The sequence below is a fragment of the Bisbaumannia salifodinae genome (assembly GCF_055388505.1).
Genome location: NZ_AP043781.1, coordinates 934,689 through 960,462, shown reverse-complemented (window position 1 = coordinate 960,462; position 25,774 = coordinate 934,689). Strand labels below are relative to the sequence as shown.

The 25,774-nt window shown below is 69.6% G+C and carries 25 protein-coding genes; 16 read left to right on the top strand and 9 right to left on the bottom strand.

Going from position 1 to position 25,774, the window contains the following annotated elements:
- Positions 1 to 7 precede the first annotated feature (7 nt).
- The 5 genes from ACZ5EF_RS04435 to ushA are packed head-to-tail and all read left to right on the top strand — an operon-like array spanning position 8 to position 5,871.
- A complete protein-coding gene (locus ACZ5EF_RS04435) occupies positions 8 to 994 on the top strand; it encodes a nucleoside hydrolase (RefSeq protein ID WP_346063861.1) in 987 nt (328 codons plus the stop codon).
- The gene (gene tal, locus ACZ5EF_RS04430; RefSeq protein ID WP_346063862.1) at positions 991 to 2,058 is read left to right on the top strand and encodes a transaldolase; all 1,068 of its coding nucleotides are present in this window, start codon (positions 991 to 993) and stop codon (positions 2,056 to 2,058) included. Before ACZ5EF_RS04435 ends, tal begins: the two co-directional genes overlap by 4 nt.
- 28 nt (positions 2,059 to 2,086) lie before the next feature.
- The gene (locus ACZ5EF_RS04425; protein WP_346063863.1) at positions 2,087 to 2,902 is read left to right on the top strand and encodes an outer membrane protein OmpK; all 816 of its coding nucleotides are present in this window, start codon (positions 2,087 to 2,089) and stop codon (positions 2,900 to 2,902) included.
- 43 nt (positions 2,903 to 2,945) lie between these two features.
- Positions 2,946 to 4,211: a NupC/NupG family nucleoside CNT transporter gene (locus ACZ5EF_RS04420; RefSeq protein WP_346063864.1), complete on the top strand. Its 1,266-nt coding sequence runs from the start codon at positions 2,946 to 2,948 to the stop codon at positions 4,209 to 4,211.
- Between the two features lie 37 nt (positions 4,212 to 4,248).
- Positions 4,249 to 5,871 carry a bifunctional UDP-sugar hydrolase/5'-nucleotidase UshA gene (gene ushA, locus ACZ5EF_RS04415; protein ID WP_346063865.1) on the top strand — a complete coding sequence of 541 codons (1,623 nt, stop codon included), beginning with the start codon at positions 4,249 to 4,251 and terminating at the stop codon, positions 5,869 to 5,871.
- A gap of 11 nt (positions 5,872 to 5,882) precedes the next feature.
- Here ushA and ACZ5EF_RS04410 read toward each other — a convergent pair whose 3' ends face one another.
- Together ACZ5EF_RS04410 and ACZ5EF_RS04405 are read right to left on the bottom strand one after the other, a co-directional pair.
- A complete protein-coding gene (locus ACZ5EF_RS04410) occupies positions 5,883 to 6,299 on the bottom strand; it encodes a glutaredoxin family protein (RefSeq protein ID WP_346063866.1) in 417 nt (138 codons plus the stop codon).
- Positions 6,300 to 6,343: 44 nt separating this feature from the next.
- On the bottom strand, positions 6,344 to 7,759 hold the full coding sequence (locus ACZ5EF_RS04405; protein ID WP_346063867.1) for a hypothetical protein: 1,416 nt from the start codon (positions 7,757 to 7,759) through the stop codon (positions 6,344 to 6,346).
- A gap of 117 nt (positions 7,760 to 7,876) precedes the next feature.
- On the opposite strand from ACZ5EF_RS04405, the gene ACZ5EF_RS04400 reads away from it, so the two are divergent.
- Entirely contained in the window at positions 7,877 to 8,767 is an 891-nt protein-coding gene (locus tag ACZ5EF_RS04400; protein WP_346063868.1) for a J domain-containing protein, read from the top strand.
- Positions 8,767 to 9,183, top strand: coding sequence for a hypothetical protein (locus ACZ5EF_RS04395; protein ID WP_346063869.1), 417 nt, complete (start codon positions 8,767 to 8,769; stop codon positions 9,181 to 9,183). The genes ACZ5EF_RS04400 and ACZ5EF_RS04395 overlap by 1 nt, the downstream gene beginning before the upstream one ends.
- A gap of 47 nt (positions 9,184 to 9,230) precedes the next feature.
- Here ACZ5EF_RS04395 and ACZ5EF_RS04390 read toward each other — a convergent pair whose 3' ends face one another.
- The 4 genes from ACZ5EF_RS04390 to ACZ5EF_RS04375 form a co-directional block, all read right to left on the bottom strand.
- Entirely contained in the window at positions 9,231 to 10,214 is a 984-nt protein-coding gene (locus ACZ5EF_RS04390) for a LacI family DNA-binding transcriptional regulator (protein WP_346063870.1), read from the bottom strand.
- Between the two features lie 114 nt (positions 10,215 to 10,328).
- Positions 10,329 to 11,378 (bottom strand): Gfo/Idh/MocA family protein, encoded by a 1,050-nt coding sequence (locus ACZ5EF_RS04385; protein WP_346063871.1) that lies wholly within the window; start codon positions 11,376 to 11,378, stop codon positions 10,329 to 10,331.
- Complete coding sequence (locus tag ACZ5EF_RS04380) at positions 11,375 to 12,154, bottom strand: ThuA domain-containing protein (RefSeq protein WP_346063872.1); 780 nt, start codon at positions 12,152 to 12,154, stop codon at positions 11,375 to 11,377. The genes ACZ5EF_RS04385 and ACZ5EF_RS04380 overlap by 4 nt, the downstream gene beginning before the upstream one ends.
- A gap of 435 nt (positions 12,155 to 12,589) precedes the next feature.
- A complete protein-coding gene (locus ACZ5EF_RS04375) occupies positions 12,590 to 14,920 on the bottom strand; it encodes a mechanosensitive ion channel family protein (RefSeq protein WP_346063873.1) in 2,331 nt (776 codons plus the stop codon).
- A gap of 140 nt (positions 14,921 to 15,060) precedes the next feature.
- Here ACZ5EF_RS04375 and ACZ5EF_RS04370 point away from each other — a divergent pair, with 140 nt between their 5' ends.
- A complete protein-coding gene (locus ACZ5EF_RS04370) occupies positions 15,061 to 16,065 on the top strand; it encodes an amidoligase family protein (protein ID WP_346063874.1) in 1,005 nt (334 codons plus the stop codon).
- Positions 16,062 to 16,751: a gamma-glutamyl-gamma-aminobutyrate hydrolase family protein gene (locus tag ACZ5EF_RS04365; RefSeq protein WP_346063875.1), complete on the top strand. Its 690-nt coding sequence runs from the start codon at positions 16,062 to 16,064 to the stop codon at positions 16,749 to 16,751. Before ACZ5EF_RS04370 ends, ACZ5EF_RS04365 begins: the two co-directional genes overlap by 4 nt.
- A gap of 6 nt (positions 16,752 to 16,757) precedes the next feature.
- Here ACZ5EF_RS04365 and ACZ5EF_RS04360 read toward each other — a convergent pair whose 3' ends face one another.
- Positions 16,758 to 17,306, bottom strand: a complete 549-nt coding sequence (locus ACZ5EF_RS04360; RefSeq protein ID WP_346063876.1) for a DUF1415 domain-containing protein — start codon at positions 17,304 to 17,306, stop codon at positions 16,758 to 16,760.
- Between the two features lie 351 nt (positions 17,307 to 17,657).
- Here ACZ5EF_RS04360 and ACZ5EF_RS04355 point away from each other — a divergent pair, with 351 nt between their 5' ends.
- The gene (locus ACZ5EF_RS04355) at positions 17,658 to 18,542 is read left to right on the top strand and encodes an aldo/keto reductase (RefSeq protein WP_346063877.1); all 885 of its coding nucleotides are present in this window, start codon (positions 17,658 to 17,660) and stop codon (positions 18,540 to 18,542) included.
- A 154-nt stretch (positions 18,543 to 18,696) separates the two neighbouring features.
- Here ACZ5EF_RS04355 and nfi read toward each other — a convergent pair whose 3' ends face one another.
- Both nfi and ACZ5EF_RS04345 read right to left on the bottom strand, forming a co-directional pair.
- Complete coding sequence (gene nfi, locus ACZ5EF_RS04350; protein WP_346063878.1) at positions 18,697 to 19,386, bottom strand: deoxyribonuclease V; 690 nt, start codon at positions 19,384 to 19,386, stop codon at positions 18,697 to 18,699.
- Between the two features lie 8 nt (positions 19,387 to 19,394).
- Positions 19,395 to 19,844, bottom strand: coding sequence for a DUF1499 domain-containing protein (locus ACZ5EF_RS04345; RefSeq protein WP_346063879.1), 450 nt, complete (start codon positions 19,842 to 19,844; stop codon positions 19,395 to 19,397).
- 404 nt (positions 19,845 to 20,248) lie between these two features.
- Between ACZ5EF_RS04345 and ACZ5EF_RS04340 the strand changes: the two genes are divergently transcribed.
- The 6 genes from ACZ5EF_RS04340 to ACZ5EF_RS04315 are packed head-to-tail and all read left to right on the top strand — an operon-like array spanning position 20,249 to position 25,696.
- Positions 20,249 to 21,499, top strand: coding sequence for an exonuclease SbcCD subunit D C-terminal domain-containing protein (locus tag ACZ5EF_RS04340; RefSeq protein WP_346063880.1), 1,251 nt, complete (start codon positions 20,249 to 20,251; stop codon positions 21,497 to 21,499).
- Positions 21,496 to 21,657, top strand: coding sequence for a hypothetical protein (locus tag ACZ5EF_RS04335; protein ID WP_346063881.1), 162 nt, complete (start codon positions 21,496 to 21,498; stop codon positions 21,655 to 21,657). Before ACZ5EF_RS04340 ends, ACZ5EF_RS04335 begins: the two co-directional genes overlap by 4 nt.
- Positions 21,654 to 21,815, top strand: coding sequence for a hypothetical protein (locus tag ACZ5EF_RS04330; RefSeq protein ID WP_346063882.1), 162 nt, complete (start codon positions 21,654 to 21,656; stop codon positions 21,813 to 21,815). The genes ACZ5EF_RS04335 and ACZ5EF_RS04330 overlap by 4 nt, the downstream gene beginning before the upstream one ends.
- Positions 21,812 to 21,973 (top strand): hypothetical protein, encoded by a 162-nt coding sequence (locus ACZ5EF_RS04325; protein ID WP_346063883.1) that lies wholly within the window; start codon positions 21,812 to 21,814, stop codon positions 21,971 to 21,973. The genes ACZ5EF_RS04330 and ACZ5EF_RS04325 overlap by 4 nt, the downstream gene beginning before the upstream one ends.
- Entirely contained in the window at positions 21,970 to 25,380 is a 3,411-nt protein-coding gene (locus ACZ5EF_RS04320; protein WP_346063884.1) for an AAA family ATPase, read from the top strand. The genes ACZ5EF_RS04325 and ACZ5EF_RS04320 overlap by 4 nt, the downstream gene beginning before the upstream one ends.
- 34 nt (positions 25,381 to 25,414) lie before the next feature.
- Positions 25,415 to 25,696, top strand: a complete 282-nt coding sequence (locus tag ACZ5EF_RS04315) for a DUF503 domain-containing protein (RefSeq protein ID WP_346063885.1) — start codon at positions 25,415 to 25,417, stop codon at positions 25,694 to 25,696.
- The last annotated feature ends 78 nt before the right edge of the window (positions 25,697 to 25,774 follow it).

Below are 25,774 nucleotides of genomic sequence, written 5' to 3'. Positions count from 1 at the left end.
AATCCCCATGACCTCCGCCCCTGCTCACAAAGTGATCTTCGATACCGACCCGGGCGTCGACGACGCCATGGCGCTGCTCTTCCTGCATCGTCACCCGGCCATCGAGCTGCTCGGCATCACCACCGTGCACGGCAATGCCGACATCGACACCACCACCCGCAACGCCTGCTACCTGGCCGAGCGCTTCGCCATCGAGGTGCCCGTCGCCCGCGGCGCCCGGGAGCCCCTGGCGATGGCCAAGTCGGCGCCGCCGGCCATGGTCCACGGCGACGACGGCCTGGGGAACGTCGGCCAGAGCTTCGCGCCGAGCCGCGAGCCGGACCCGCGTCCCGCCTATCGCTGGATCATCGATACCGTCCGCGCCCATCCCGGCGAGGTGACCCTGGTCGCCGTGGGCCCCCTGACCAACCTGGCCCTGGCCCTCAAGGAGGACCCGGCGATCGCCGAGCTGGTCAAGGCGGTGGTGATCATGGGCGGCGCCTTCGGCGTCGACGGCCAGGGCGGCAATGTCACCCCGGCGGCGGAGGCCAATATCCACGGCGATCCCCTGGCCGCCGACCTGGTCTTCACCGCCCCCTGGCCGGTCACCGCGGTGGGCCTGGACGTGACCCACAAGGTGTTGATGAGCAATGCCGACTTCGCCCGCCTGCGCGAGCGGGGCGGCGAGGCGGGCGACTTTATGTGGCAGATCTCCCGCCACTACGTCGACTTCTACTCGGCGCGGGAGGCCATCGACGGCTGCTATGTCCACGACTCCAGCGCCGTGGCCTATGTCATCGACCCGAGCCTGTTCGAGGTACGCCATGGGCCGGTGCGGGCGGTGACCACCGGCATCGCCATGGGCCAGACCCTGCAGCGCCCCGACGACCGGGACTTCCCCCCCGGCGACTGGGACGGCCTGCCCTCCCAGGGCGTCTGCGTGACGGTGGACGCCGAACGCCTGCTGGCGCTCTTCATGGAAACCTTTATCGACACCGAGGAGACCCCGTCATGAGTCGACTGAGCCGCATCGCCGACTTCGGCCAGCAGGTCTGGCTGGACCAGCTCTCCCGCCAGCTGCTGCGCGATGGCCGACTGCGCCGCCTGATCGAGGAGGACGCCATCGCCGGGGTCACCTCCAATCCGGCGATCTTCCAGCAGGCCATCGCCGAAGACCCGCTCTATCGGGAGGACCTGGCCCGGCTGCGCGCCGCGGAGCCGGACCCGGAGCGGCGCTTCGAGACCCTGGTGCTGCCCGATATCCGCGAGGCCTGCGACCTGCTGCGCCCCCGCTTCGATGCCTCGGGGGGTGACAAGGGCTATGTCAGCTTCGAGGTCTCACCGCGCCTGGCCCAGGACGCCGACGCTACCCTGGCCGAGGCCCGCCGGCTGTGGGCGGCCATCGACCGCCCCAACGCCATGATCAAGATCCCGGCGACCCGGGCCTGCCTGCCGGCGATCCGCGACGCCGTCGCCGCCGGGATCAATATCAACGTCACCCTGATCTTCTCGCCGCGCCAGCTCGACGCCGTCTTCGCCGCCTTCCGGGAGGGCCTGGCCGCCCGTCACGCCGCGGGGCTTCCGGTGGCCGGCCTGCGCGGCGTGGCCAGCGTCTTCCTCAGCCGGGTCGATGCCCGCCTCGATCCGCGCCTGGCGGAGGCCGCCCCGGCGCTGCGCGGCAGCATCGCCATCGCCTCGGCCAGGGCCGCCTATGCCCGCTGGCAGGCGCTCTTCGGCGGCGACGACTTCGCCGCCCTGGGCGCCGCCGGCGCCCGGCCGCCGAGCTGCCTGTGGGCCAGCACCGGCACCAAGGACCCGGCCTACTCCGACGTGCGCTACGTGGAGGAGCTGATCGGCCCCGACACCGTCAACACCGTGCCGGCGGCGACCCTCGAGGCCTTCGCCGACCACGGCGAGGCCGCCGAGACCCTGACCCGGGACCTCGACACGGCCCGGCGGCAGCTGGCCGAGCTGGCGGCGCTGGGTATCGATATCGACGCCGAGGGCGACGCCCTGCAAGAGGAGGGCCTGGCGGCCTTCGACCGCGCCTTCGATGCCCTGCTCGAGCGAGTCGCCTGAGCCCTATCCCACTCACAAGGAGAACAAGATGCCTCTTTCCCACGCTTCCCGTCGCCTGCTGCCGGCCCTGCTCGGCGGCGCCCTGCTGCTGCCCACCGGCCTCCAGGCCGACACCCTGACGCCGCTCTGGTCCTTCGCCAACGCCTCGCTCAACTATCTGGACTGGTCCGCCGGCACCGAGGCCCGCACCGCCGACAACGCCGCCAAGAGCGACTTCTTCTACCTGGAGCTGGAGGGCGGCGTCGGCTTTGAGTGGGGCGAGTTCTACGGCTTCGCCGACCTCGAGAACCCGGGCAACAGCCGCTTCGACGAGGCCAGCGGAGGCCAGGACAATCGCCGCACCGCCGCCAAGCTGACCTCGCATATCTACCTGGGCGACTCGCCCTTCTCGCTCTATGCCCATGTCTATGACTTCCGCGACCCGGGCTTCAACAGCCGCGAGCAGGACCAGATCCTCGGCCTCGGCTATCGCCATACCTTCGCCAATGGCCTATGGATCAAGCCCTTCCTCGGCGCGGCCCGGGTGCAGAGCAGCGGCCATACCGGCATGAACGGCTATATGGCCGGCTGGGTCGCAGGCTACGACTTCCAAGCCTTCGACCAGGACTTCAGCCTCACCCAGTGGCACGAGCAGACCTTCGATCGGGACGACGCCTACCTCGCCCAGAACTATGTCGGCGAGGCGGCCGGCCCCATCGGCACCAATGGCGCGGTGAGCCTCTGGTGGCACCCCCACGAGCGGCTCACCGCCGGGGTGCAGTACCGCTACGCCAACAACAAGCTGGGCACCCCCGACGCCTACCAGAACGCCATGATCTACACCCTCAAGTTCAACTTCCTGTAAGGGTGCCTCGCGCCCCGACAGCCCGGATCATGAAGGAACTCCAATGACAATCACCATGAGCCTGGTCGGCATGGCGAGCCTGATCGCCATCGCCCTGATCTTCTCCTCCCATCGCCGCGCCATCCGCCTGCGCACCGTGGGTGGCGCCTTCGCCATCCAGGCCGGCATCGGCGCCTTCGTCCTCTATGTGCCCGCCGGCCAGGCGATGCTCGCCGCCGTCTCCGCCGCCGTCAGTCAGGTGGTGCTCTATGCCAACGACGGCATCGACTTCCTGTTCGGCGGCCTGGCCGACCCCAGCGGGGTCGGCTTCGTGTTCGCCATCAAGGTCTTGCCGGTGATCGTCTTCTTCTCCTCGCTGATCGCCGTGCTCTATCACCTGGGCATCATGCAGTGGGTGATCCGCCTGCTGGGCGGTGCCCTGCAGCGGGTGCTGGGCACCTCGCGCACCGAGTCGCTGTCGGCCACCGCCAATATCTTCGTCGGCCAGACCGAGGCGCCCCTGGTGGTGCGCCCCTTTATCGCGCGGATGACCCTGTCACAGCTGTTCGCGGTGATGTGCGGCGGCCTGGCCTCGGTGGCCGGCTCGGTGCTGGCCGGCTATGCGGCGCTGGGCATTCCCATGGAGTACCTGGTGGCCGCCTCCTTTATGGCCGCCCCGGGCGGGCTCTTGTTCGCCAAGCTGATCCTTCCGGAGACCCAGGCGCCGGAGGACAGCGTCTCGGCCGCCGAGGCGCGCCTCGAGGCGGAGGAGGACCACCCCAGCAATGTGCTCGACGCCGCCGCGGCCGGGGCCACCTCGGGCCTCAAGCTGGCCGCCAATGTCGGCGCCATGCTGCTCGCCTTTATCGGCCTGATCGCCCTGATCAACGGCATGCTGGGTGGCCTCGGCGGCTGGCTGGGCATGGAGTCGCTGAGCCTGGAGCTGCTGCTCGGCTGGCTCTTCGCGCCGTTGGCCTTCCTGCTCGGTATCCCCTGGGAGGAGGCGACGCTCGCCGGCTCCTTCCTCGGCCAGAAACTGGTGGTCAACGAATTCGTGGCCTATATCAATCTGGCGCCCTATATCTCGGGTGAGCAGCTGGTGGCGGCCACCGGCGAGGCGATGACCCCCCATACGGTGGCGATCCTCTCCTTCGCCCTGTGCGGCTTCGCCAACCTGGCCTCGGTGGCCATCCTGCTGGGCGGCCTGGGCAGCATCGCCCCCAGCCGCCGCCACGATATCGCCCGTCTCGGCCTCAAGGCGGTGCTCGCCGGCACCCTCTCCAACCTGATGTCGGCCTCGATCGCCGGCTTCTTCCTGGCCCTGGCGTAGCCTCCAAGCGGGCCCCTGACGACACAAGGAGTGCCTCATGTCTCCAAGGAAGCCTCGATTCGCCTTCGTGTCCGCGCTGCTGGCGGTGGCGCTGCTCGGCTGCAGCGCCACCGGCGAGCCAGGCGCCGACGCCGAGTACCGCCTCACCCTCCTGCATACCAACGACCACCATGGGCGCTTCTGGCACAACGCCGAGGGCGAGTACGGCATGGCCGCCCGCAAGACGCTGGTCGAGCGCATCCGCGCCGAGGTCGAGGCGGATGGCGGCCAGTTGCTGCTGCTCTCCGGGGGCGATATCAACACCGGCGTGCCCGAATCCGATATGCAGCAGGCCGAGCCCGACTTCCGGGGCATGAACCTGCTCGGCTACGACGCCATGGCCATCGGCAACCATGAGTTCGACAATCCCCTGGAGGTACTGCGCCAGCAGCAGGACTGGGCCGACTTCCCCCTGCTCTCGGCCAATATCTACCAGGCCTCCAGTGGTCAGCGGCTGTTTTCGCCCTACGAGCTCTTCGATCTCGACGGCCTCGGCGTCGCCGTGCTCGGCCTGACCACCGACGACACCGCCCGGGTCGCCAACCCCGCGTACCTGGCGGATATCGAGTTCCGCAGCCCCATCGACGAGGCCGCCGCCCTCCTCCCCGAGCTGCGCCAGCGGGCGGATATCGTGATCGCCGCCACCCATATGGGCCACTACGCCGACAGCCGGCACGGCATCAATGCCCCGGGGGATGTCAGCCTGGCCCGTCGGGTGGACGGCATCGACGTGATCGTGGGTGGCCACTCCCAGGAGCCGGTGTGCATGGCCGACGCGAATCGGGTCGACGGTGCCTTCGCGCCCGGCGATGCCTGCGTGCCGGACCGCCAGAATGGCACCTGGATCCTGCAGGCCCATGAGTGGGGCAAGTACGTGGGACGCGCCGATTTCGTCTATCGCCGGGGCGAACTCAGCCTGGAGAGCTATCGGCTGCTGCCGGTCAATCTGACCCGGGAGGGGGACGCGGGCGAAGGCCATCGGGTGGACGAGCGGATTCCCGAAGACGCCGCCATGCTGGCCCTGCTGACGCCCTTCCAGGAGCAGGGCCGGGAACTGCTGGATCGGCGAATCGGCCACCTGAATGGTCGCCTCGAGGGGGATCGTGATCGGGTGCGCTTCGAGCAGACCAACCTGGGGCGGCTGATCGCCACCGCCCAGGCCGAGGCCACCGGCGCCGACCTGGCCATCGTCAATTCCGGGGGCATTCGCGACAGCCTCGCCGCGGGGCCGGTGACCTACCGGGACGTGCTCCAGGTGCACCCCTTCGGCAATTCGGTGGCCTATGTCGATCTCAGCGGCCGCGAGCTGCGCGACTATCTCACCACCCTGGCCTACCTGCCCCCCGACTCCGGGGCCTATGTGCAGTTCGGCCAGGTCAGCTTCGAGCGACGCGACGGCGCCCTCCACGACCTCCGGGTCCATGGTCGCGACAGCCGCCGCGTGGAAGACGATGGCGTCTACCGGCTGGCCCTGAATGGCTATGCCGCCGCCGGCGGCGACGGCTATCCGCGACTCGACGCGCACCCCGGCTACGTCGACACCGGCCTCACCGATGCCGGCGTGCTGGTGCGCTTTATCGAGGCGCGTGGGGAGATCGATGTGGCGAACTGGCGGCCCTGAGCGGGCCCTATTTACCCCTGTTGGGGAACGGCCTCGGCCGTGCCGAAGCACTCGCGCAGCCAGGCGTTGATCGCATCGGACTCGTAGAGCCAGTCGACGCTACCATCGGTCTGCTCGATGCGCAGGCAGGGCACCTTGACCCGGCCGCCACCGGCCTCGAGCGCTTGGCGATGCTCGGGATCGAGCTGGGCGTCGCGCCGCTCGATGCTCAGGTCCAGGCGCGCCATTTCCTTGCGCACCTTGACGCAGAAGGGACAGGCGCGGAACTGGTAGAGCGCCAGCGACCGGCACTGGCGATCCACCTCGGCCTGGGCCTCATCGCTGCGGCTCACCGCCGCCTTGGGGGTGGAGAGCTTCTCGGCCAGCAGCATCACTGGCGTGAGCAGCAGGCGCAGGGTGCGGAAGAAGTAGCGGATCAGCACTCGCATGGCATCCTCGTAACGATAAAGGGTGGGTAACGCGCCAGCATACCCTATCGGCCCCCCTCCTGTCGGGGCACCACCGCCACTTCCTCGATATCGACGATCCGCGAGCGATTCATCACCACCTTCCAGCGCTGGATCACCGCCTCGCCGTCGCCGCTGCGCTCCCGGGTCACCAGGTTGATCAGGTGGCGGCGCTCCACCCGCTCGCGACTCACCTCCTCCCCCTCCAGGCGATAGACCAGATGGCTGGCCTTGTCCATCAGCCGCGCCACCAGGCTGAGGTCCAGGGTCAGGGTCTCGCGCACCTGCTCGTAACCGCTCAGGAAGCGGGTCGGCGATATCCGCGAACTGGAGCGGTAGTGCAGCACCACCTCCTCCCGCTGGGCCACGTTGCGCTTGCGCGCCCACTTGATCTCGTCATCCAGCTTCACGTAGCGCTGGTAGTCGCACCACTCCAGCTGGCGCCCCACCAGCGCCTTGCTGGTGGGGTCCTGGTACTGGCGCCGCCACTTGGGCCGCCCCTTGCGCAGGAGCCGCCACAGGGTATTGCGCAGGTCGTCCTTGAACACCTCGCGCAGGGCATAGATCAGCGCCAGCGCCAGCACGAAGAGCGCGGTGATATCGCCCAGGGACTCTCGGGCCTGGAGCAGCCCCAGGGAGACGAAAATCATCACCACCGCCGTGGCCAGGGCCTTGACCGCCTTCTGCTCGCCGCCGCCCAGCTCCTGGGTACGCTGGCGCAGGGTCAGGGGGTACTCGATCAGGCGCCGCAGCAGGCGCATCTTGTTGGTCATGCGGGTGGTGTCCTCCACCACCCGCGGCGAGTTGTATTCCTCGGCGTCGCGGTGGGCCGCCTCCGCCTCGCAGACCGCCACCAGGCGCCGACGGCTCGTCGCATAGGCCGCGTCCCGGGGCAACTGCGCCAGCAGCTCCAGCAGCCGCTGTTCGGTGAACCAGGAGAGGTAGTTGTCGATATTGGTGTAGTACTTGAGCAGGCTCTCCCGCTCCGGCACATTGCGCCGCAGCCGCTTGAGGATATCCACGGCCAGTGCCACCACCTCCTCGAAGCGCGCCTCGAGCGCCGCGGCATCCTCCGCCGGGGTCTCGCGGCGCTTGTCACTGCGCAACTCCTTGAGCCGGGCCCGCAGCTCGCGCACCGCCCCCTCCAGGGCCACCACATACTGGTAGGCATAGAGGCTCAGGCTGAGGCGATACTGGTCGCTGCCCAGATCGCTGCGCCGGGCCAGGCGGCTGTGCACCAGGGGCAGCTGGTGGCGATCGCTGTAGTAGGTGCGGCTGAGGTGGATGGCGTTATGGTAGAAGGCCTGCTCCGAGACCACCTCGGCGGAGAGGTCCAGCTCGGCGGGCACGAAGAGGTAGAGGTCGAGCTTGTGGGAGCTGGACTCCCGCAGCACCCGGGACAGCTTGACGTGAAACCCCTCCCTGCGCTCCAGTGTGATCACGACTTGCCCTCCCGCCTCGATCCTCCTTTTATATCACAGGGAGATAATTCAAGTTCGCCCCCCAGCCGCCGATATTCCGCCAGGCGAGCCGTCTCAGCCCATGCCCCGGAGCCCGTTATGCCCATCGCCCGCTTCACGCCCTTCGAGCGGCTACTCCTCACCAGCCGCCACCAGGCCGATACCGCCGCCCTGCTGCTGCTGGGCTGGGTGCTGGCCAATCAGGGGCCGGTGGGCGGGGATCAGCGCGCCCGGCTGGCGACCCTGACCCGGGACTTCCGCCACGACCACGACCTGGCGCCGCTGCTGGAGATCGCCGTCGCCCAGGACCTGGACGCCATCCAGCTGGCCGCCGAGGTGCTGCAGCGGGAGGCCCGCGGCGGCTACCCCTTCCTGCGCCTGGCCATCGCCCTGGCCACCGGCCAGGGTGAACCGAGCCCGGCCAACCACCATGTGCTGCGCTTTTTGGCCGACCTGCTGGGGGTGCCGCCCCAGGAATTCGCCGCCCTCTATGAGGCCACCAGCGGGCGTTCACTGCACGACCCCGAGGATCCCAGCCGCCAGGCCTACTGGCAGCCGCGCTTCGAAGAGCGCGCACGCCAGGAGGAGGAGGCGCGACGGCGGGCCGAGGAGCAGGCGCGCCACGCGGAGCAGCAGAGAGAAGAGGGGAAGCGGGAAGAAAGCAGGGGAAAGGAGGACGAGAGTCGAGGGCAGAGGGAAGAGCAGCAGGGCAGAGAGTCGCGCGGAGGTTCCCGACAGCGGGAGGAGCAGAAGCGCGAACGGCGGCATCACCAGCCGCCCCCCGGTGGGCGACAGCAGCGTGCCCTCCAGGTGCTGGGGCTCTCTCCCGGCGCCAGCCGCCAGGAGATCCGCCGCGCCTATCGCCGCCTGGCCCAGGCCCACCACCCGGACCGCTTCCATGCCCAGGGCGACGCGGTGATGGCCGGTGCCTCGCGGCGCTTCCAGCGCATCAAGCAGGCCTATGACTACCTGATGCGGGAGGCTTCCTGATGCGCGACCTCTACCGTCGCCTGGGCGTGCCCCCGGACAGCGATAGCGAGACCCTGAATCAAGCCATCGCGACCTGCCAGCATCGCGCCCTCAAGCGCGATGCCGAGGCGGCCCTGGCCGAGGCCGAGCATCGCCGGGAGTACGACGCCCTGCATGCCACCCTGGGCGATATCGGCCGGCTACGCGCCCGCCTGGGCCTGACCCATGGCGCCCACTGGCGGGATGGCCTGGCCGACGACTTCTCCTGCCCCGCCGACCTGGCGGGCTCCCACCATGAGGCACTGATGCGGCGCCTGAGCCGCGCCGCCCTGGCCCATGACCGCTGGCGGCGCTGGCGTGCCCCGGCCCTGGGGCTCGCGCTCTTCCTGCTCGGCCTCGTGGCCGGCGCCGCCGCCTGCCACTGGCTGCTGGGCTAATCCTCGCTGGTGCCCCGCAGCCGGCGAGCCGCCGCCAGGCCCAGGACCTAGCCGGTCTGGCGAACGACCAGCGCCACCGCTACGGAGACATGCCGCGGCGGCTTGCCGGCCAGGGCCTCACCCAGCAGGGTGACGCCCGTGGTGGCGATGACGGCGATGTCCTGACATACCGTGGTCAGGTCGGCGGCCAGCACCGGCAGGTCGTCGAAGCCGGTGACCGCGACCTGCTCGGGCACGGCGATGCCGTGATCCTCCAGGGCCGCCAGGCAACCCAGCGCCAGCTCGTCGGTCTCGCAGACCAGGGCATCGAAGGGTAACGAGGCATCCTCCGGCAAGCGGCTCAAAAGCCGGGCCAGATGGCGATAGCCGGTCAGGGCATCATCATGAACATGCGGCACGCTGATCGGCCGTTCCGGCAAGCCGGCCTCGGCCAGGGCCCCCTGGTAGCCCTTGAGGCGATGCTGGCGATGGGGCAGCTTCAGTTCGCAGCCCACGAAGGCAATGCGCCGACGGCCGCCCTCGATCAGGTGGCGAGTCGCCAGGTAGAGGCCATGGCGGTCGTCCGGCGCCACCGAGAAGCCCTCGCCCGGCTCGCCGATGCGCACGAAGGGGACCCCCCGGGCGTTCAGGAAGGCGGGCCGCGAGTCATCGGGAAATTCGCCCAGCAGGATGGCGGCACCGGCCCGCTCGGGCAGCAACGCCGTCTGGTCGTGGGCGAAGAAGATCGGCACCATGCCCTGCTCGTGGAGGGCCAGGGTCAGGTGCTGGTAGAGCAGGATATAGTAGGGGCGCAGCTCGATCTCCTGGCGACCGAGCGAGATGCCCACCACCGCGCCCTTACCGCTGATCAGCTGGCGAGCGGCGGCACTGGGCCGGTACTCGATCTCGCGGCTGATCGCCAGGATCCGCTCACGCAGTGCATCGCCGAGGCCCGGCTTGCCATTGAGCGCACGGCTGACCGAGGCGATGGACACCCCGGCCCGCCGTGCGATTTCACGAATGGTCGCCGACTTCGACGGCTCTCTGCTCATCTCTTGCCTCGTTGATCGGGCGGCGCCGAATCGGCCGCCGCCCCTGTGTCAGGCAGAAGATTGTGCCGAAAATCACCGACCTGCGCGAGCCAACGGGCCCGACAACGCCTCGGCCTACCCGGCCAGGACCAGGCTACGATCCTCGGCATCCGAGGCGAAGCAGGCATCCAGCACCCGCTGCAGCTCGGCGCCCCGGGCGAAGTCGGGCTGGTCGTTGCTGCCGCTGTCGATGCCGTCGATGAAGCGCCGGTAGATGCTGGGGGTGGGCGGCGCTGCCACCGCGGTCCAGCGCGCCGCATGCACATCCTCGCCGAAGCAGGTCAGTACCCGATCCCTGGCGTCGTCGAGCACCACGCTGACCGCCCCCTTGTCGCCATAGACCGAGAGCTTCAGGGAGTTATGGTGGCCGGTGGCCCAGCGGGTGGCCTGGATGGTGCCCAGCGCCCCGCCGGCGAACTCGACCCGCATCAGGGCGCTGTCGTTGGCGTCGAGCCGATAGTCGCCGATGCGGTTGTCCGGGGCCTTGTCGAAGCACTTGAGCCGGCAGTTGACGGCGGTGATATCGCCTACCGGGAAGCTCGCGAAGTCGAGGATATGCACCCCCACGTCGCCCAGCACGCCCTTGCTGCCATGGGCCTCGGAGAGCCGCCACAGCCACTGGCTGTCCCGGTCCCAACGGCCCCAGGCATGGCTGACCAGCCAACTCTGCAGGTAGCTGGCGTCGACGTGCCTCACCCGGCCGATGGCGCCGGAGGCGATCAGTTCCCGGGCATGCTGGATGGCCGGCGCATCGCGGTAGCTGAGATTGATCATGTTGATCACCCCGGCCTCACGGGCCGCCGCGGCCATCTCCTCGGCATCGGCCGCCTTGGTGGCCAGGGGCTTCTCGCAGAGGATGTGCTTGCCGGCGGCGATGGCGGCCAGCGAGGTCGCCTTGTGCACGCCGTCCGGGGTGGCGTTGCTCACCGCCTGGATATCATCCCGGGCCAGCATGGCGTCCAGGTCGGTATAGGTCCCGGGGATGCCGTGGCTGTCGGCGAAGGCGCGCACCCTGTCGCCGTCCAGGTCGCACACCGCCACCACCTCGACGCCGTCGAGGGCCGTGAAGTGCCTGGCATGTTCGCCGGCCATGCTGCCGGCACCGATAATCGCCAGTCGAATCATTTGAACCCCTCCTCGCCGGGCTTGTGCAGGCTTTCTCCCTTCACTTCCACCGGGTTGGGTGCCTGCTCGGGCGGCACATTGGGGCAGCTGTCGATCCACCGCGAGCCCTCGGGGCGCGCCCATTTCACGGCGTTCTTCAGCACCCGGCGCACCTGGTCGTCGTAGTAGATCGGGTAGGTCTCGTGACCGGGGCCGAAATAGAAGATCTTGCCGTTGCCGCGCTTGTAGGTGAGGCCGGAGCGAAACACCTCGCCGCCCTCGTAGGCGCTGATGAAGATCACCTCGTCGGGGTTGGGCACCGCGAAGGGCTCGCCGTACATCTCGGTGTGGGGCAGCTCGAGGTAGTCGCCCAGGCCCTGGACGATGGGATGGCCGGGGTTGACCACCCAGAGTCGCTCGCGCTCGCCGGCCTCGCGCCACTTCAGCGAGCAGGTGGTGCCCATCAGGCGCTTGAAGATCTTCGCGTAGTGGCCGGAGTGCAGCACCAGCAGGCCCATGCCCTGCAGCACCCGGGCCTGGACCCGATCGACGATCTCGTCGCGCACCTCGCCATGGGCGGCATGGCCCCACCACAGCAGGACATCGGTGTGCTCCAGCAGCTCCTCGGTAAGGCCGTGCTCGGGGTCCTGCAGGGTGACGGCACGGGCCTCGATGCCATCGTCTTCGTTGAGCGCATCGGCGATGCAGGCATGCATGCCGTCGGGATAGATCCGCGCGACTACCTCATTGGTCTGCTCGTGGACGTTCTCGCCCCAGACCGTGACCTTGATCGTCATTGGCTGGCTCCTCCTGGTCGTGCCCTGACGGGCAAGGGTGAATGCTCCCCGTGGGAAGCGCCAAGAGTAAACGTTTACCCAAATATTCGTAAACGTTTACTCTTTACAACTTTCGCCAAACATCGGGCATTAAGGAGGATATTAGGGAGGAAGGAGGAGGAGGTTCGCAGAACGAACGCCCCTGGCCGGCGGATGCCGATCAGGAGCAAGGAGGATAAGGTGATGGGGGCCGGGGCAAGGCGGCTCGGGTTAACGCCCCGGGTCCGGCGAGCCGCCACTTGCGCTGGTCTGACCCTGCGTTGATGGCCGGCGCCTGCGCCGTCCCGAGTCAGCGCCTTCGGGTTAACGCCCCGGGTCCGGCGAGCCGCCACTGATGCTGGTCTGGCCCAGCGTTGATGGCCGGCGCCTGCGCCGTCCCGAGTCAGCGCCTTCGGGTTAACGCCCCGGGTCCGGCGAGCCGCCACTTGCGCTGGTCTGGCCCAGGGGATCGGCGCTTCCCGCCTCCTCCGGGGCCCGGCCCAGGCCATCGACGCGGAGTGCCTGCTCCGGGCTGACCTCCATGGGGGTGCCGCCGCGGCCTTCCATCTGCACACTGAGGCGCGGCATGGCCATATCGCGGCCATCCGCCTCCATGCGCTGCTTGAAGCGCAGGTTGAAGGCCCGGGCCACGTCCCACTGCATCACCGGGGCGGTGCGGATACGCATGCGCAGCACCGCGGCGCCCTCCTCGAAGCGCTCCACCCCCTGCAGTTCCAGGGGCGACCAGATATGGTGGCGCATCATGGGGTCCTGGCGCAGGTCGTCGGCCACCTCCCGCATCAGGGTCATGGCGTCGTCGATCTTCATCTCGTGGGGGATGCGCAGACGCATCAGGGCGATGCCGAACTGCCGCGACATATTGTGGATGGAGGTGATCTGGCTGAAGGGAATGATATGCACGATGCCATCCAGGTCCCGCAGCCGCACGGTGCGGATGGTCAGCCCCTCGACGGTGCCCATATGGCCACCCAGGTTGACGTAGTCGTCGATGGCCAGGGAGTCCTCGACCAGGATAAAGAGCCCGGTGATCAGGTCCTGCACCAGGGTCTGGGCGCCGAAGCCGATGGCCAGGCCGATCACCCCGGCCCCGGCCAGCAGCGGCGTCACATTGACCCCCAGGTTGGCCAGGCCGACGATCACGGCGATGATCACGATGGTGGCGAAGATGATATTGCGGATCATCGGCGTGATGGTCTGGGCCCGGGCGTTGTTGACCCGCCGCCCGCGGGCCCGGGCCGAGGAGGTCAGGGCACGCTGTATGGCGGTATCGGCGAAGATCCACACCAGCCAGGCCAGCAGCACCGTGAAGCCAATGGCCAGCAGCGCCTTACCGATGCGCGCGCTGGCCACCGCCTCGCCGCCGATGCCGATCAGCGAGGTGCCCCACACCTGCAGGGAGAGCTCGGCGAAGGCCAGCCAGCAGAGCATATGGGCCAGGGCATAGCCGAAGCGCTCCAGGCGCCGGCGGTACTGGGAGATGCGCTTGCGGCGGGTCACCGTCTCGCTGTGGCGACGGATCAGGCTGGTCGCCACCAGGGTCAGGATCAGCAGCGCCGCGCTGGCCAGGGCGCGGGTCAGGGCCCCGCCGGCATCCCCCACCGAGACGAAGATCGCCAGCAGCGAGGCCCCCACCATCAGCAGCGCCGGAATATGCCAGAGGCCGCCCAGCACCCGGGTCAGCTCCAGGGCGGTATTGCGTTCGCGCCGCTGGTGGTAGGGGCGGTTGCGAATCAGGTGCTTGATGGGACGCTTGAAGCGCATCACGAAGAGGCCGCTGATCAGGGCCGCCAGGGCATTGGCCATCACCGACAGGAAGCCCGCCAGGTCGTTCCCCAGCAGGGCGATCAACCGCGAGGAATCCAGGGCATCGGCCAGGGCCACCAGGGCGCCGATCACGAACAGCCGGCGCAGGGCCCGCTGGCGCAGGTACTGCACGGCAACGAAGCGATGCCCGCGGGTAAACACCGAGATCCCCGCTTCGCAGGCCGCCGCCACCAGGCGCCCGCAGAGCGCCACATAGGCGATGACCAGGACCAGGTCACGGCCCGGATTGGGCGCCAGGGACTGGCCCAGGGCCAGGGCCATCAGGAAGGCCAGCAACCAGGGCAGCACCCGGCGCAGGAAATGCACCCCCAGCAACCAGGCCTTGGGCTCCCGGGGCAGCACCCGGGGCCAGCCTCGTCGCAGCGCCAGCCAGCGCCCCAACCCCATCCACAGGCTCAGCAGGGCCAGCCAGATCGCCAGCATCACCGCCGCCTCGACGGCGAAACGGGCCATCTGGGCAAGGCTGGCGTCCCGGGCCAGGTCGGTGGCCTCCTCGGTGGCCTGGGCCAGCTGGCGCTGCCAGGCGTCGAGGGGCGACTGGCCCGCCTCGGCCTGATCGCCCAGGTCGCTGAAGGTATCCGCCAGGGCCCCCAACAGGCCCTGGCGGGGCAGCTCACCGCCGGGGCCTTCCAACTGCGTGGTCGCCTCGCGCAGCTCCTTGAGCCGCTCCACCAGGTCGTCGCGACGCTGGCCATCCTCCAGGGTGGCGATCACCTCGTCCAGGGAGCGGCGCAGGGCCTCCGGGTCGGCGCTCTCGGTGGCGGTACCGGATTCGCCGGAGAGTCCCGGCAGGGTCAGCCCCTGCCCCTGGGCCGGCCCGGTCAGCGACAACAGCAGTAGCAGACAGAGCAGCCAGCCCCCCAGCAGCGGTAACGACGGGCGGGGGAACGGGGGGCGAGGCATGGGCGACTCCGAAGCAGGCGGTGGGATTCGGCAAGAGTAATGGACCCGCCGGTCAGGGAAAACCATCGGCGGTGATAACGGGCCTGGCGAGTATGATAGGCTCAAAATTCGAGCCGTGTGAGGTCACGAGGAGTCGACGCATGGAGCCGCAAGCGCCCCCGCACGCCACCAACCCCGAGGGCCGGCCCCGCCGCGTCGGGGTGGAGATCGAGTTCGCCGGCGTGGCCCCGGCCCAGGCCGCCGAGCTGGTGGTCGAGCGCTTCGGCGGCACGCCGCGCCCGGTCAGCCCCCACCGCCTCAAGGTGGAGGGCGCCCGCTGGGGCGATTTCATCCTCGAGCTGGACGCCAAGTATGCTCACCCGGACGCCCGGGTCACCGACCGCGCCCCCAAGGGCAACAGCGAATGGGAGCAACTGCGTCACCAGCTTCGCCTCGACCTGCACCATCGTACCCGGGAGCTGATCGGCGACGTGGTGGCGGGGCTGGTACCCACCGAGGTGGTCTGTCCGCCGGTGCCCTGGCCGGAGCTCGGCGAGCTGGATGCCCTCTTCGAGGGACTGCGCACCCACGGCGCCAAGGGCACCGATGCCAGCCTGCTCTACGGCTTCGGCCTGCACCTCAACCCGGAGCTGGCCGATACCTCGGTGGCCGGCCTGCTGGCGCACCTGCGTGCCTACCTGCTGCTGGCGGAGTGGCTGCGCCAGGATATCGACATCGATATCACCCGGGAGGTGCTGCCCCATGCCAACCCCTTCCCCAAGGAGTATGCCCTCAAGGTGCTCGCCCCGGACTACTCGCCGGACCTGACCACCCTGATCGACGACTACCTGGTGGATAACCCCACCCGCAACCGGGAGCTGGACCTCTTCCCGCTCTTCGCCTATCTCTGCCCCGAGCATCCCAACCCCCTACTCGGCGGCGACCTGGTCAAGCCGCGCCCCACCTTCCACTACCGGCTACCCAATGCCCAGCTCTCCACTCCCGGCTGGGGCGCCGTGGTGGAGTGGAATCGCTGGCTGGAGGTGGAACGCCTGGCCGCCGACGAGGCCCTGCTGGCCGAGCGGGCCGCGGCCTTCGTGGCCCATCACCGCCAGTCGCCGATGACCCGCTGGCTCGACAAGCTGCGCGACTGGATGGACGAATGACCCGTCCGCGCATCGGCATCACCACCTCGGATCACAAGAGCCGCATCGCCTGGTTCTTCGACTGGCTGGCGGTGTGGCGGCATGGCGGGCGGCCGATTCGCCTGTCGCCGTCACGGCCGGTGCCGGAGGCCCTGGATGGCCTGATCATCGGCGGCGGCGACGATATCGAGGCGCACCTCTACGGCGGCGAGATGCAGCTGGACGTGCGGGTCGACCCGCAGCGGGACGAGCTGGAGCTGGCGCTGCTGGCGCGTTTCATTCCCCGGGACTGCCCGGTGCTGGGCATCTGCCGCGGCGCCCAGATGATCAACGTCTACCTGGGCGGCACCCTGGACGGCGATATCTACACCACCCACCAGGGCCTCAAGCGGCGGCGCACCGTGCTGCCCCGCAAGACGGTGGATATCGTCGGCGGCAGCCAGCTGTATCGCATACTCGGGGTGAGCTGGTGTCGCATCAATAGCCTGCACCATCAGGCGGTGCAGCGGGCCGGCCAGGGCATCGAGATCGTCGCCCGGGACCGCGAGGGCCTGGTGCAGGGCATCGAGTCGGTCCACCACGACTTCCTGATCGGCGTGCAGTGGCACCCGGAGTGGCTGATCTTCAATCGTCCCCAGCAGCGGCTGATTCGCGCCCTGGTGGACGCCGCCCGCCGCCATCAGCAGGCCTGGCAGGCGCAGACCTAGTCTGCCCTATTTTTCGCGCAGGGCCGCCAGGGCGCGGGCCAGCGGCGCGCCGCCGATTTCCCTGAGCCTGGCCATATTGCGCTCGGGAATGCCCTCGGGATCGGGATAGGCGGCCAGGGCCTGCTCCAGGCTCGCCTCCCGCAGCAGATGCAGCATGGGCCAGGGCGAACGGTTGGTGTAATTGGCGGGATCCTCCGGCTCGGCATCGGCGAAGCAGTAGTCGGGATGGAAACTGGCCAACTGGAAGATGCCCTCGTAGCCCTGATCGGTCATCAGGGTCTCGGCCAGGCCCAGGAAGTCCAGGTAGTCGTCGAAGGCCTCGAGGCCCTCGGGGATCACCAGCAGGCAGGTCTCGACCTCCGCCGTCGCCTCGAGCTCGCGGCAGGCAGCGATCAGCGCCGCCAGGGCCCGGGGCCAGTCGCCACCGTCGATCACCCGGTAGTCGATGCTGCCGCGCTGCACCTCGCGGCCGGCGAAGGGGCAGAGGTTCTCGGCGACCACGAAGGTCTCCACCCAGGTACGGGTGGCGGCGAGGCAGGCGTCGGTGGCGGTCATGGCAAGGGCTCGAGCGGTGGAGGGCCTGGCAGTATACCCCGATGCAATGGCTCCGGGGCTAACCTGAGGACAGGCCGTCGCGGGGCGCTGTGAACCCCTCCTTGGGCGCTACTTTTGCCCTGCTTCACTCTCGCATCCTGCTCCGCTCGCAGGACCGGTGCTGGCCATCCATGGCCAGCCCGTTCGGAGCAGTGGCCCTCACCCCTGGCAAAAAACCCCCGCTCCATCCTGCCCCCAGCGCCCCTCGGCCATACTGACGCTATTACGCAGATATTGCATTCCGCCCCCGCCTGGTCGAGCATATTTGTAGAAATACATTCCACAACCATATAGCGAGTTCGGGAGGCCACGATGAGCACACGTCCCCATGTCACCCTGCCGGCCAATGCCGGGCAGGCCGCCGTCGACCTGCCCGCCATCGGCCAGGGCACCTGGTTTATGGGCGAAGGGCTGGCGCCGCGCCGCGACGAGGTGCGCGCCCTGCAGCAGGGGCTGGAGCTGGGCCTGTCGCTGATCGATACCGCCGAGATGTATGCGGAAGGCGGCGCCGAAGAGGTGGTGGGCGAGGCCCTGGTGGGACGCCGCGACCAGGCCTTCCTGGTCTCCAAGGTCTACCCCTGGAACGCCGGTCGCGACGGCGCCATCGCCGCCTGCGAGCGCAGCCTCGAGCGCCTGGGCACCGACTACCTGGACCTCTACCTGCTGCACTGGCCCGGCCATATTCCCCTGGAGGAGACCCTGGAGGCCTTCCAGCGACTGCAGGAGGCGGGCAAGGTCCGTCGCTTCGGGGTCTCCAATTTCGATGTGGACGAGTTGGCCGCCTTCCATGGCCTGCCCGGCGGCGAGGCCTGTGCCGTCAACCAGGTGCTCTACCATCTGGGCTCCCGGGGCATCGATTATGCCCTGCGCCCCTGGATGCGCGAGCGCGGCATGCCGGTGATGGCCTACTGCCCCCTGGCCCAGGCCGGGCGCCTGCGCCGCGACCTGCTGAGCCAGCCGGCCCTGCTGGAAGTCGCCGGCGAGCTGGGCGTCACCCCCGCCCAGGTGCTGCTGGCCTGGGCGATTCGCGCCGAAAACGGCCAACGCGAGGTGATCGCCATTCCCAAGGCGGTGCAGTCGGCACATGTGGAGCAGAACGCCAGGGCGCTGGATATCGCGCTCGGCGACGAGGCCCTGGCGCGCCTGGAGGCGGTCTTCCCGGCGCCGAGGCGCAAGTTACCGCTGGATATCGTCTAGGCTATGTCCGAAAACTGGCTGCGCTCGGCCATACGGCGTTAAAAATCGGCTCAAAGTACTCATTTACACCCCGTAAACTCCGTCTTTTCGCCAATTTTTGCCTTGTCTAACCTTCGCTCGCCGACTTTTCGGACAAAGCCTTGAGAACGGGAGGTCAGAGGGGGCCCCGCCGGGAAGCGAGGCGGTCCGCCAGGCGGGTGGGCTCGGGGAGCTTGGTCCTGCCTAGGCAGCGCACCACCCATTCCCGGGCCGACTCGATGCCCAGGCGATGCCCCGGGGAGACATAGATCGGCTTGACGCCGGCCCGGGAGCGCAGCACCACGCCGAGCGACTCGTCGCCATCGACCAGCGGCGTCCAGTCGCCGCGCTCGGGCCCCACTTCATGATGGCGGCCACAGAGCCGCGACTTGGCCACGCCGATCGTCGGCAGGTCGAGCCACAGCCCCAGGTGGGAGGCCACGCCGAGGCGGCGCGGATGGGCGATGCCCTGACCATCCACCATCACCAACTGGGGGCGAATCGTCAGGCGGGCGAAGGCCTCCAGGGCGGCGGGCACCTCGCGAAAGGAGAGCAGGCCGGGAATATAGGGCCAGCGGGTGGGCTCCCGGTGAACGACCCGCTCGACCAGCGTTGGCCCTGACGACGGATCCTCGGGTGGCCAGGCCAACACCACCACCGCGGCTCGGGTGATGGTGCCTTGCTCCTCGAAGCCGATATCGACCCCGGCGATATGGCTCACCGGGTCCAGGCGGTCGCGGTGCTCGACCCGCGTCGCCAGTTGGCGCTGCAGGGCGATGGCCTGGCCGGGCGTCAGCGCCCAGTCATGCAGCGGTGCCCTACCCATCAATCAGCTCAATCGCAGAAGCCCCAGCCTTCCAGCAGCATGCGCAGCTTCTCCACCCGGGCGCGGTTCTTGCCCAGGTCGGTGATGCCCAGCCGCGAGGCGCTGCGCACATGGCAGACACCCTCTTCCTCGCTCCACAGCAGCTCCAGATCATCGACGAAGCCCAGGGCCGAGTGGCACTCGGCGTGCAGGTAAGAGTCACTGGCGGTGACCACCTCCGCCTCCTCGCAGCCCATCAGCGCGGTCTTGAGGCGGCGCATCATCTCGGCGGGACAACGATCTCCCGGCTCCAGGGGGGCGATATAGTGGGCCTCGTCCTCGGCCTGGCTGCAGACGCTGTTACGGGTGGGGGGACAGGCCGCCAGGCGACCCTGATGAACGCCGATCGATTCCGGACGCTTGCTGGTCAGTGGGTTGGTCAGCATCGAGGCCTCCTCGCGCAGTGGGCTGCGCATCATGGTGGTGTCGTGGTCGGCAGAGGCGTCGCTCCTGCCAGCGGCTCTCTTCAGGAGCCTTATATGGAAATATTTTCCATAAAACTCTCTGTGTCAAGTTTCTCGACGATTCCAGGTGAGCAGCCCCTCGCCGCTTCGGCCTTGGTTTATCCCAGTCAACTCCAGTCCCGCGGCCCCTGCAAGCCGCTTTCATCAACGACCGCACCCGGCAACACAGGGCTATCACCGTTAGCTTTGCGGTCCGGGGCGCCCCTCATCCATTCCAACTGCGATCGCCCTACCCGGCGACGACAGCCATAGCCTGGCATGGCAAGATGACCGCCTCGGGTCAGCGACAAAGGGACCCGCCCGGATGGACGGCGCGGCGGTGAAAGCACCGGCGCCCAGGTAGAACAAGGACCCTCGCCGTGAAGCTGATTCACACCTCGGACTGGCATCTCGGCCAGACCTTCCATGGCCAGGAGCGCCATGCGGAGCATCACGCCTTCCTCACCTGGCTGCTCGATACCCTGGTGGAACGCCAGGCCGACGCCCTGCTGGTGGCCGGCGATATCTTCGACGTGGTCAATCCCTCGCTGCGCGCCCAGGAGCTGCTGTACGACTTTATCGTCGGCGCCCATGAGCGGCTGCCGAGCCTGGATATGGTGCTGATCGCCGGCAATCACGACAGCGGCAACCGTATCGAGCTGCCGGCACCGCTGATGAAGCGATTGCGCACCCATGCCCTGGGCCGGGTGCGCTGGCTCGACGACGGCCGCCTGGATGCCGAGCGCCTGCTGGTGCCGCTCACCGATGCCGCGGGCGAGACCCGGGCCTGGTGCCTGGCGCTGCCCTTCCTGCGCCCCGCCGAGGTCACCGGCAACGGCCTGGCGGCGGACCCCGCCGCGGAAGGAGGCAACGACTACGTGGCCGGTATCGAGCGGGTGCATCGCCAACTGATCGAGGCCGCCCAGGCGCGCCGCCACCCCGACCAGGCCCTGGTGGCCATGAGCCATGCCCACCTCCACGGCGCCGCCGTCTCCGAGGCCAGCGAGCGCCCCATCGTGATCGGCGGCGAGGAGTCGCTCTCCGCCGCCCTCTTTCCCGCCGAGATCGCCTATGTGGCACTCGGCCATCTGCACCGCCCCCAGCGGGTGAGCGAGGAGCGCATCCGCTATAGTGGCAGCCCCCTGCCCCTGGATTTCAGCGAGGTGGGCTATCCCCACCAGGTAGTGGAGGTGACCCTGGCCGGCGCCGCGCTGGCCGGCGTGGAGATCCTGCCCATTCCCCGCCCGGTGGCCATGCATCGGGTCGGCCCCGCCCCCCTCGAGGCGGTGCTGGCCGAGCTGGAGACCCTGCCCCAGGACCCGGCCCTGCCCCGAGAGCAGTGGCCCTGGCTGGAGGTGCGGGTGGAACTGGAGGCACCGGTCCCCGACCTGCGCGCCCGCATCGACGCCGCCCTGGAAGGCAAGGCGCTGCGCCTGCTGCGCCTGGAACGGCGCCTGCCCCAGGGCGGCGACAAGCCAAACGCAACCCGGGTCGATCTGGCCTCCCTGGGCCCGCGCAAGCTCTTCCAGCACACCTGGGCGCGCCACTGGGATGCGCCCCCGGACGAGGCGGTGATGACCGACTTCGACCGCCTGCTCCAGGACATCCTCGACGGGGAGGAGCCGTCATGAGAATCCTCGCCCTGCGCCTGCAGAACCTCGCCTCCCTGCCCGGCCCCCTGGCGCTCGACTTCACCGACTCACCGCTGCGCGACGCCGGCCTCTTCGCGATTACCGGCCCCACCGGCGCGGGGAACTTGAGAGAGCCCCTCCTGGAGGGCCGCCCATGAGAAGCCTCGCCCTGCGCCTGCAGAACCTCGCCTCCCTGCCCGGCCCTCTGGAACTCGACTTCACCGACTCGCCGCTGCGCGACGCCGGCCTCTTCGCGATTACCGGCCCCACCGGCGCGGGGAACTTGAGAGAGCCCCTCCTGGAGGGTCGCCCATGAGAATCCTCGCCCTGCGCCTGCAGAACCTGGCCTCCCTGCCCGGCCCCCTGGCGCTCGACTTCACCGACTCGCCGCTGCGCGACGCCGGCCTCTTCGCGATTACCAGCCCCACCGGCGCGGGGAACTTGAGAGAGCCCCTCCCGGAGGGCCGCCCATGAGAATCCTCGCCCTGCGCCTGCAGAACCTCGCCTCCCTGCCCGGCCCCCTGGAACTTGACTTCACCGACTCGCCGCTGCGCGACGCCGGCCTCTTCGCGATTACCGGCCCCACCGGGGCCGGCAAGAGCACCCTCCTCGATGCCCTCTGCCTGGCGCTCTACGGCAATACCCCGCGGCTGCGCCAGGCCCCCGGCCGCGAGGCGCCCCTGCCCGACGTGGAGGGCGAAACGATCGGCACCGCCGACCCCCGCACCCTGCTGCGCCGGGGCGCGGCCAGCGGCCATGCCGAGGTGGACTTCCTGGGCCGCGACGGCCGCCGCTACCGGGCCCGTTGGGCGGTGCGCCGCGCCCGGGAGAAGGCCGGGGGGCGCCTGCAGGCGGTGGAGCAGTCGCTGCACGACCTGGACGACGACCGCCTGCTGACCACCCAGAAGCGCGAATTCGCCGAGCTGCTGCCCCAGCGCCTGGGGCTGACCTTCGACCAGTTCACCCGCGCCGTGCTGCTGGCCCAGAGCGAGTTCGCCGCCTTCCTCAAGGCCGACGACAACGAGCGCAGTGACCTGCTGGAGCGCCTGACCGGCACCGCCGAGTATTCGCGGATCTCGATCGCCGCCTACCGCCGCGCCAGCGAGGCCAGGAAGGGCGTGGCCGAGCTGGAGACCCGGCTCGCCGATGAGCTGCCCACCGAGGCCGAGGCTCGGGCCACCCTGGAGAGCGAGGCCGAGGCGGCCGAGGCGCGCCTCGCCGAGCTCAACCGGGAGGCCACCGAGCTGGAGCGGCGCCGGCAGTGGCACGCCACGGACCGACGGCTGAGTGAGGCCTACCGGCAGGGCCTGGCGAGCCGGCAAGAGGCCGAAACGCGCTGGCAGGCGCTGGGCGAGGCCCGCGCCGAACGGGAGTGGCGACGCCTGATCGCCCCGCAACGCCATGCCCTGGCGCGCCAGGCCGCCCTGCCCGAAGAGATCGCCACCCTCGAGGCCAGCCACGCCGAGACCCGCCAGGCCCTGGACGGCGCCCAGGCCAAGCAGCAGGGCGCCGCCGAGGCACTCTCTCAAACCGAGCAGGCCCTCAGCCACGCCAGCGACGCGCGCCAACGGGCCGAACCCGCCCTGCGCCAGGCCCGTGAGCGAGCCCAGCAACTGGCCAGCCTGGAGAAGCAGCTTGCCGACCTCGAGACGACGCAGCGCCAGAGACTCGAGCACGCCGACCAACTGAACGAGACGCACCGTCGCACCGCGGCGGCCCAGCAGACTCGCCAGCGGCAGCGGGACGACTGGCAGGCCGCCATGCAACGGCTGATGGGCTCCCACCCGCGCCTGGAAGACGCTCGCCAGGCCGCCCATCAGGCCCACGACGGCGCCGCCCGGCGCCATCTGGCGCTGGGCGAGCTGGCCAACCATTGGCAAGGGTTCCAACGCGCCGCCGAGGCCCAACGCCAGTTGACCCGGCGCCTGGAGGAGGCGCAAGCGCGCCACGAGCGCCTGCTGGCCGACGGCCAGGCGGCCCGACAGCGACTCGACAAGGCCCAGGGCCACCTCGATAGCGTGACCGCCGTGATCGAGCGCAGCCGCGCGGTGCGCAGCGAGAGCGTGACGCGGCTACGCGAGAACCTCCGGGAGGACGAGCCCTGCCCCGTCTGCGGGGGTCTCGAGCACCCTTACCGGCAGCGACCTCCCGCCAGTCTCGAGGCCACCCAGCTCGCCGCCCAGGAAGCCGATGAGGCGCGCCAGCTCGACGAGGCCCGGGAAGCCCGCGATGCGGCCCAGCAACGGCGTGACGACCTGGTCGGCGAATACCATGTCGTGGATGCCGCCATCCAGGGGTACCGCCAGGAGCTCGAGGAGGACGAGCGCCAGCTGAGCGCCGCCCGCACCGCCCTGGAGACACACCCGCTCTATGGCGAGCTCGCCGCCGTGGGGGACGCCGAACGCGATGCCTGGTTGCGGACCCAGCGTGACGAAAGCGAGGCCCAGCGTCAGCGGTCGCGCCAGACGCTGGACGAGCTGACCCGCGCCGAAGCCGAACTGGCCCCCTTGGAGGAGTCCCTGCGCCAGGGCGAACTGGCGCTGACTCGCCTGGCGACCGAGAAATCGGCGGCCGACAGAGAACTGGCCGAGCTGGAGGCACGGCTTCCTCCCCTGCGTGACGAGCGCGATGCCCTGAGCCATACGCTCAAGGCGCTGCTGGGTGAGCAGGCCAGCCCGGACGCCTGGCAGCAGCGGCTCGACGAGCGCCAGGAAAGCGCCCGCCAGGCGCGGGATGGCGCCCTCGCCCACCACCACGCCGCCGAGCAGGAACACCAGCGCCTCCTTCAGCAGGATGGCTTCGAGGCCGAGCGGCTGGCCCAGCTGCGCCGGGAGCTGGAGAGCCTGAGCCGCGAGCTGGACGCCTGGCGGCAGCGGCACCCCGAGCTGGACGACGCCACCCTGGCCCGCCTGCTGGCCCAGCCCGAGGGCGAGGCCAGGGCCCAGGAAGCGGCGCTGGACGACGCCGAGCGTAGCCGCCAGCAGGCCGCCGCCACCCTGGCCGAGCGCCGCCAGCAGCTGCTGGCCCATCGCCGGGGTCTCGCTCCGGAGGACGAGGAGGAGAAGGCCCTGCTGGCCGCGGCCATGGACAGCGAACTGGCCCCGGAGGACGAGGAGGAGAAGGCCCTGCTGGCCGCGGCCATGGACAGCGAACTGGCCCCGGAGGCCGGGGACGAGGCCCTGCTGGCCGGGTCCATGGACGCCGAGCTGGCCCGGCAAGGGGAGGCATCCAGCGAGGCCCAGGCCGAGCTGGCACCGAAGCTGGAGGCGGCCCAGCAGGCGCGCGATGCCGCCGTCTATGCCCTGAATGACGACGATCGCAAGCGTGCCCGACAGCAAGAGGGCCAGGCGGCGCTGGAGACGGCCCGCGCCGAGTATCGTCGCTGGGGCCAGATCAGCGAGCTGATCGGCTCCGCCGACGGCAAGACCTTTCGGCGCATCGCCCAGGCCTACAACCTGGAGCAGTTGCTGGAGCACGCCAACGCCCATCTGGGCAGCCTGAGCCGCCGCTACCGCCTGACCCGCGGCGGCAGCGAACTCGGCCTGCTGGTGGTGGACCATGACATGGGCGACGAGACCCGCTCGGTGCACTCCCTCTCCGGCGGCGAGACCTTCCTGGTCTCCCTGGCCCTGGCCCTCGGGCTGGCCTCCATGGCCTCCGGGGAGCTTACGATCGAGTCGCTGTTTATCGACGAGGGCTTCGGCAGCCTCGACCCCCAGTCCCTGGCCCTGGCCATGGAGGCCCTGGACGGCCTCCAGGCCCTGGGTCGCCGGGTCGGGGTGATCTCCCATGTGCAGGAGATGCACGAACGCATCCCGGTGCAGATCCAGGTAGAGCCACTGGGCAACGGCACCAGCCGCGCCAGGCTGGTCAGTGTCTAAGGAACAGGATTCACAAGGCCACGGAGACGACACCATGCATATCGGCATCCTGACCCTGCGACTCTCGCTGCCCGGCTGTCGCTCCCTCAAGGAGAAGCGCCAGCGCATGGGCGGCCTGCATGAACGCTTCGGCCGCCAGCCGGCGGTGGCGGTCTGCGAGAGCGGCGACCTCGACCGCCTGGAGGCCAGCGAGTGGACCTTCGTGGCCACGGCTACCACATCGCAGAAGGTGGAGTCGCTGCTCGCGGAGATCGAGGACAAGATCCAGCGCGGCGTGGACGGGCGGATCATGGAGGCGACCCGGGAGCTGCTCTAGCCCCATCACCACTGATCGCTGCCTTAGGCGCCACACCTCCCCCCGCTGCCGGCATCGGGGCGGCCGTGGTAGGCTGCT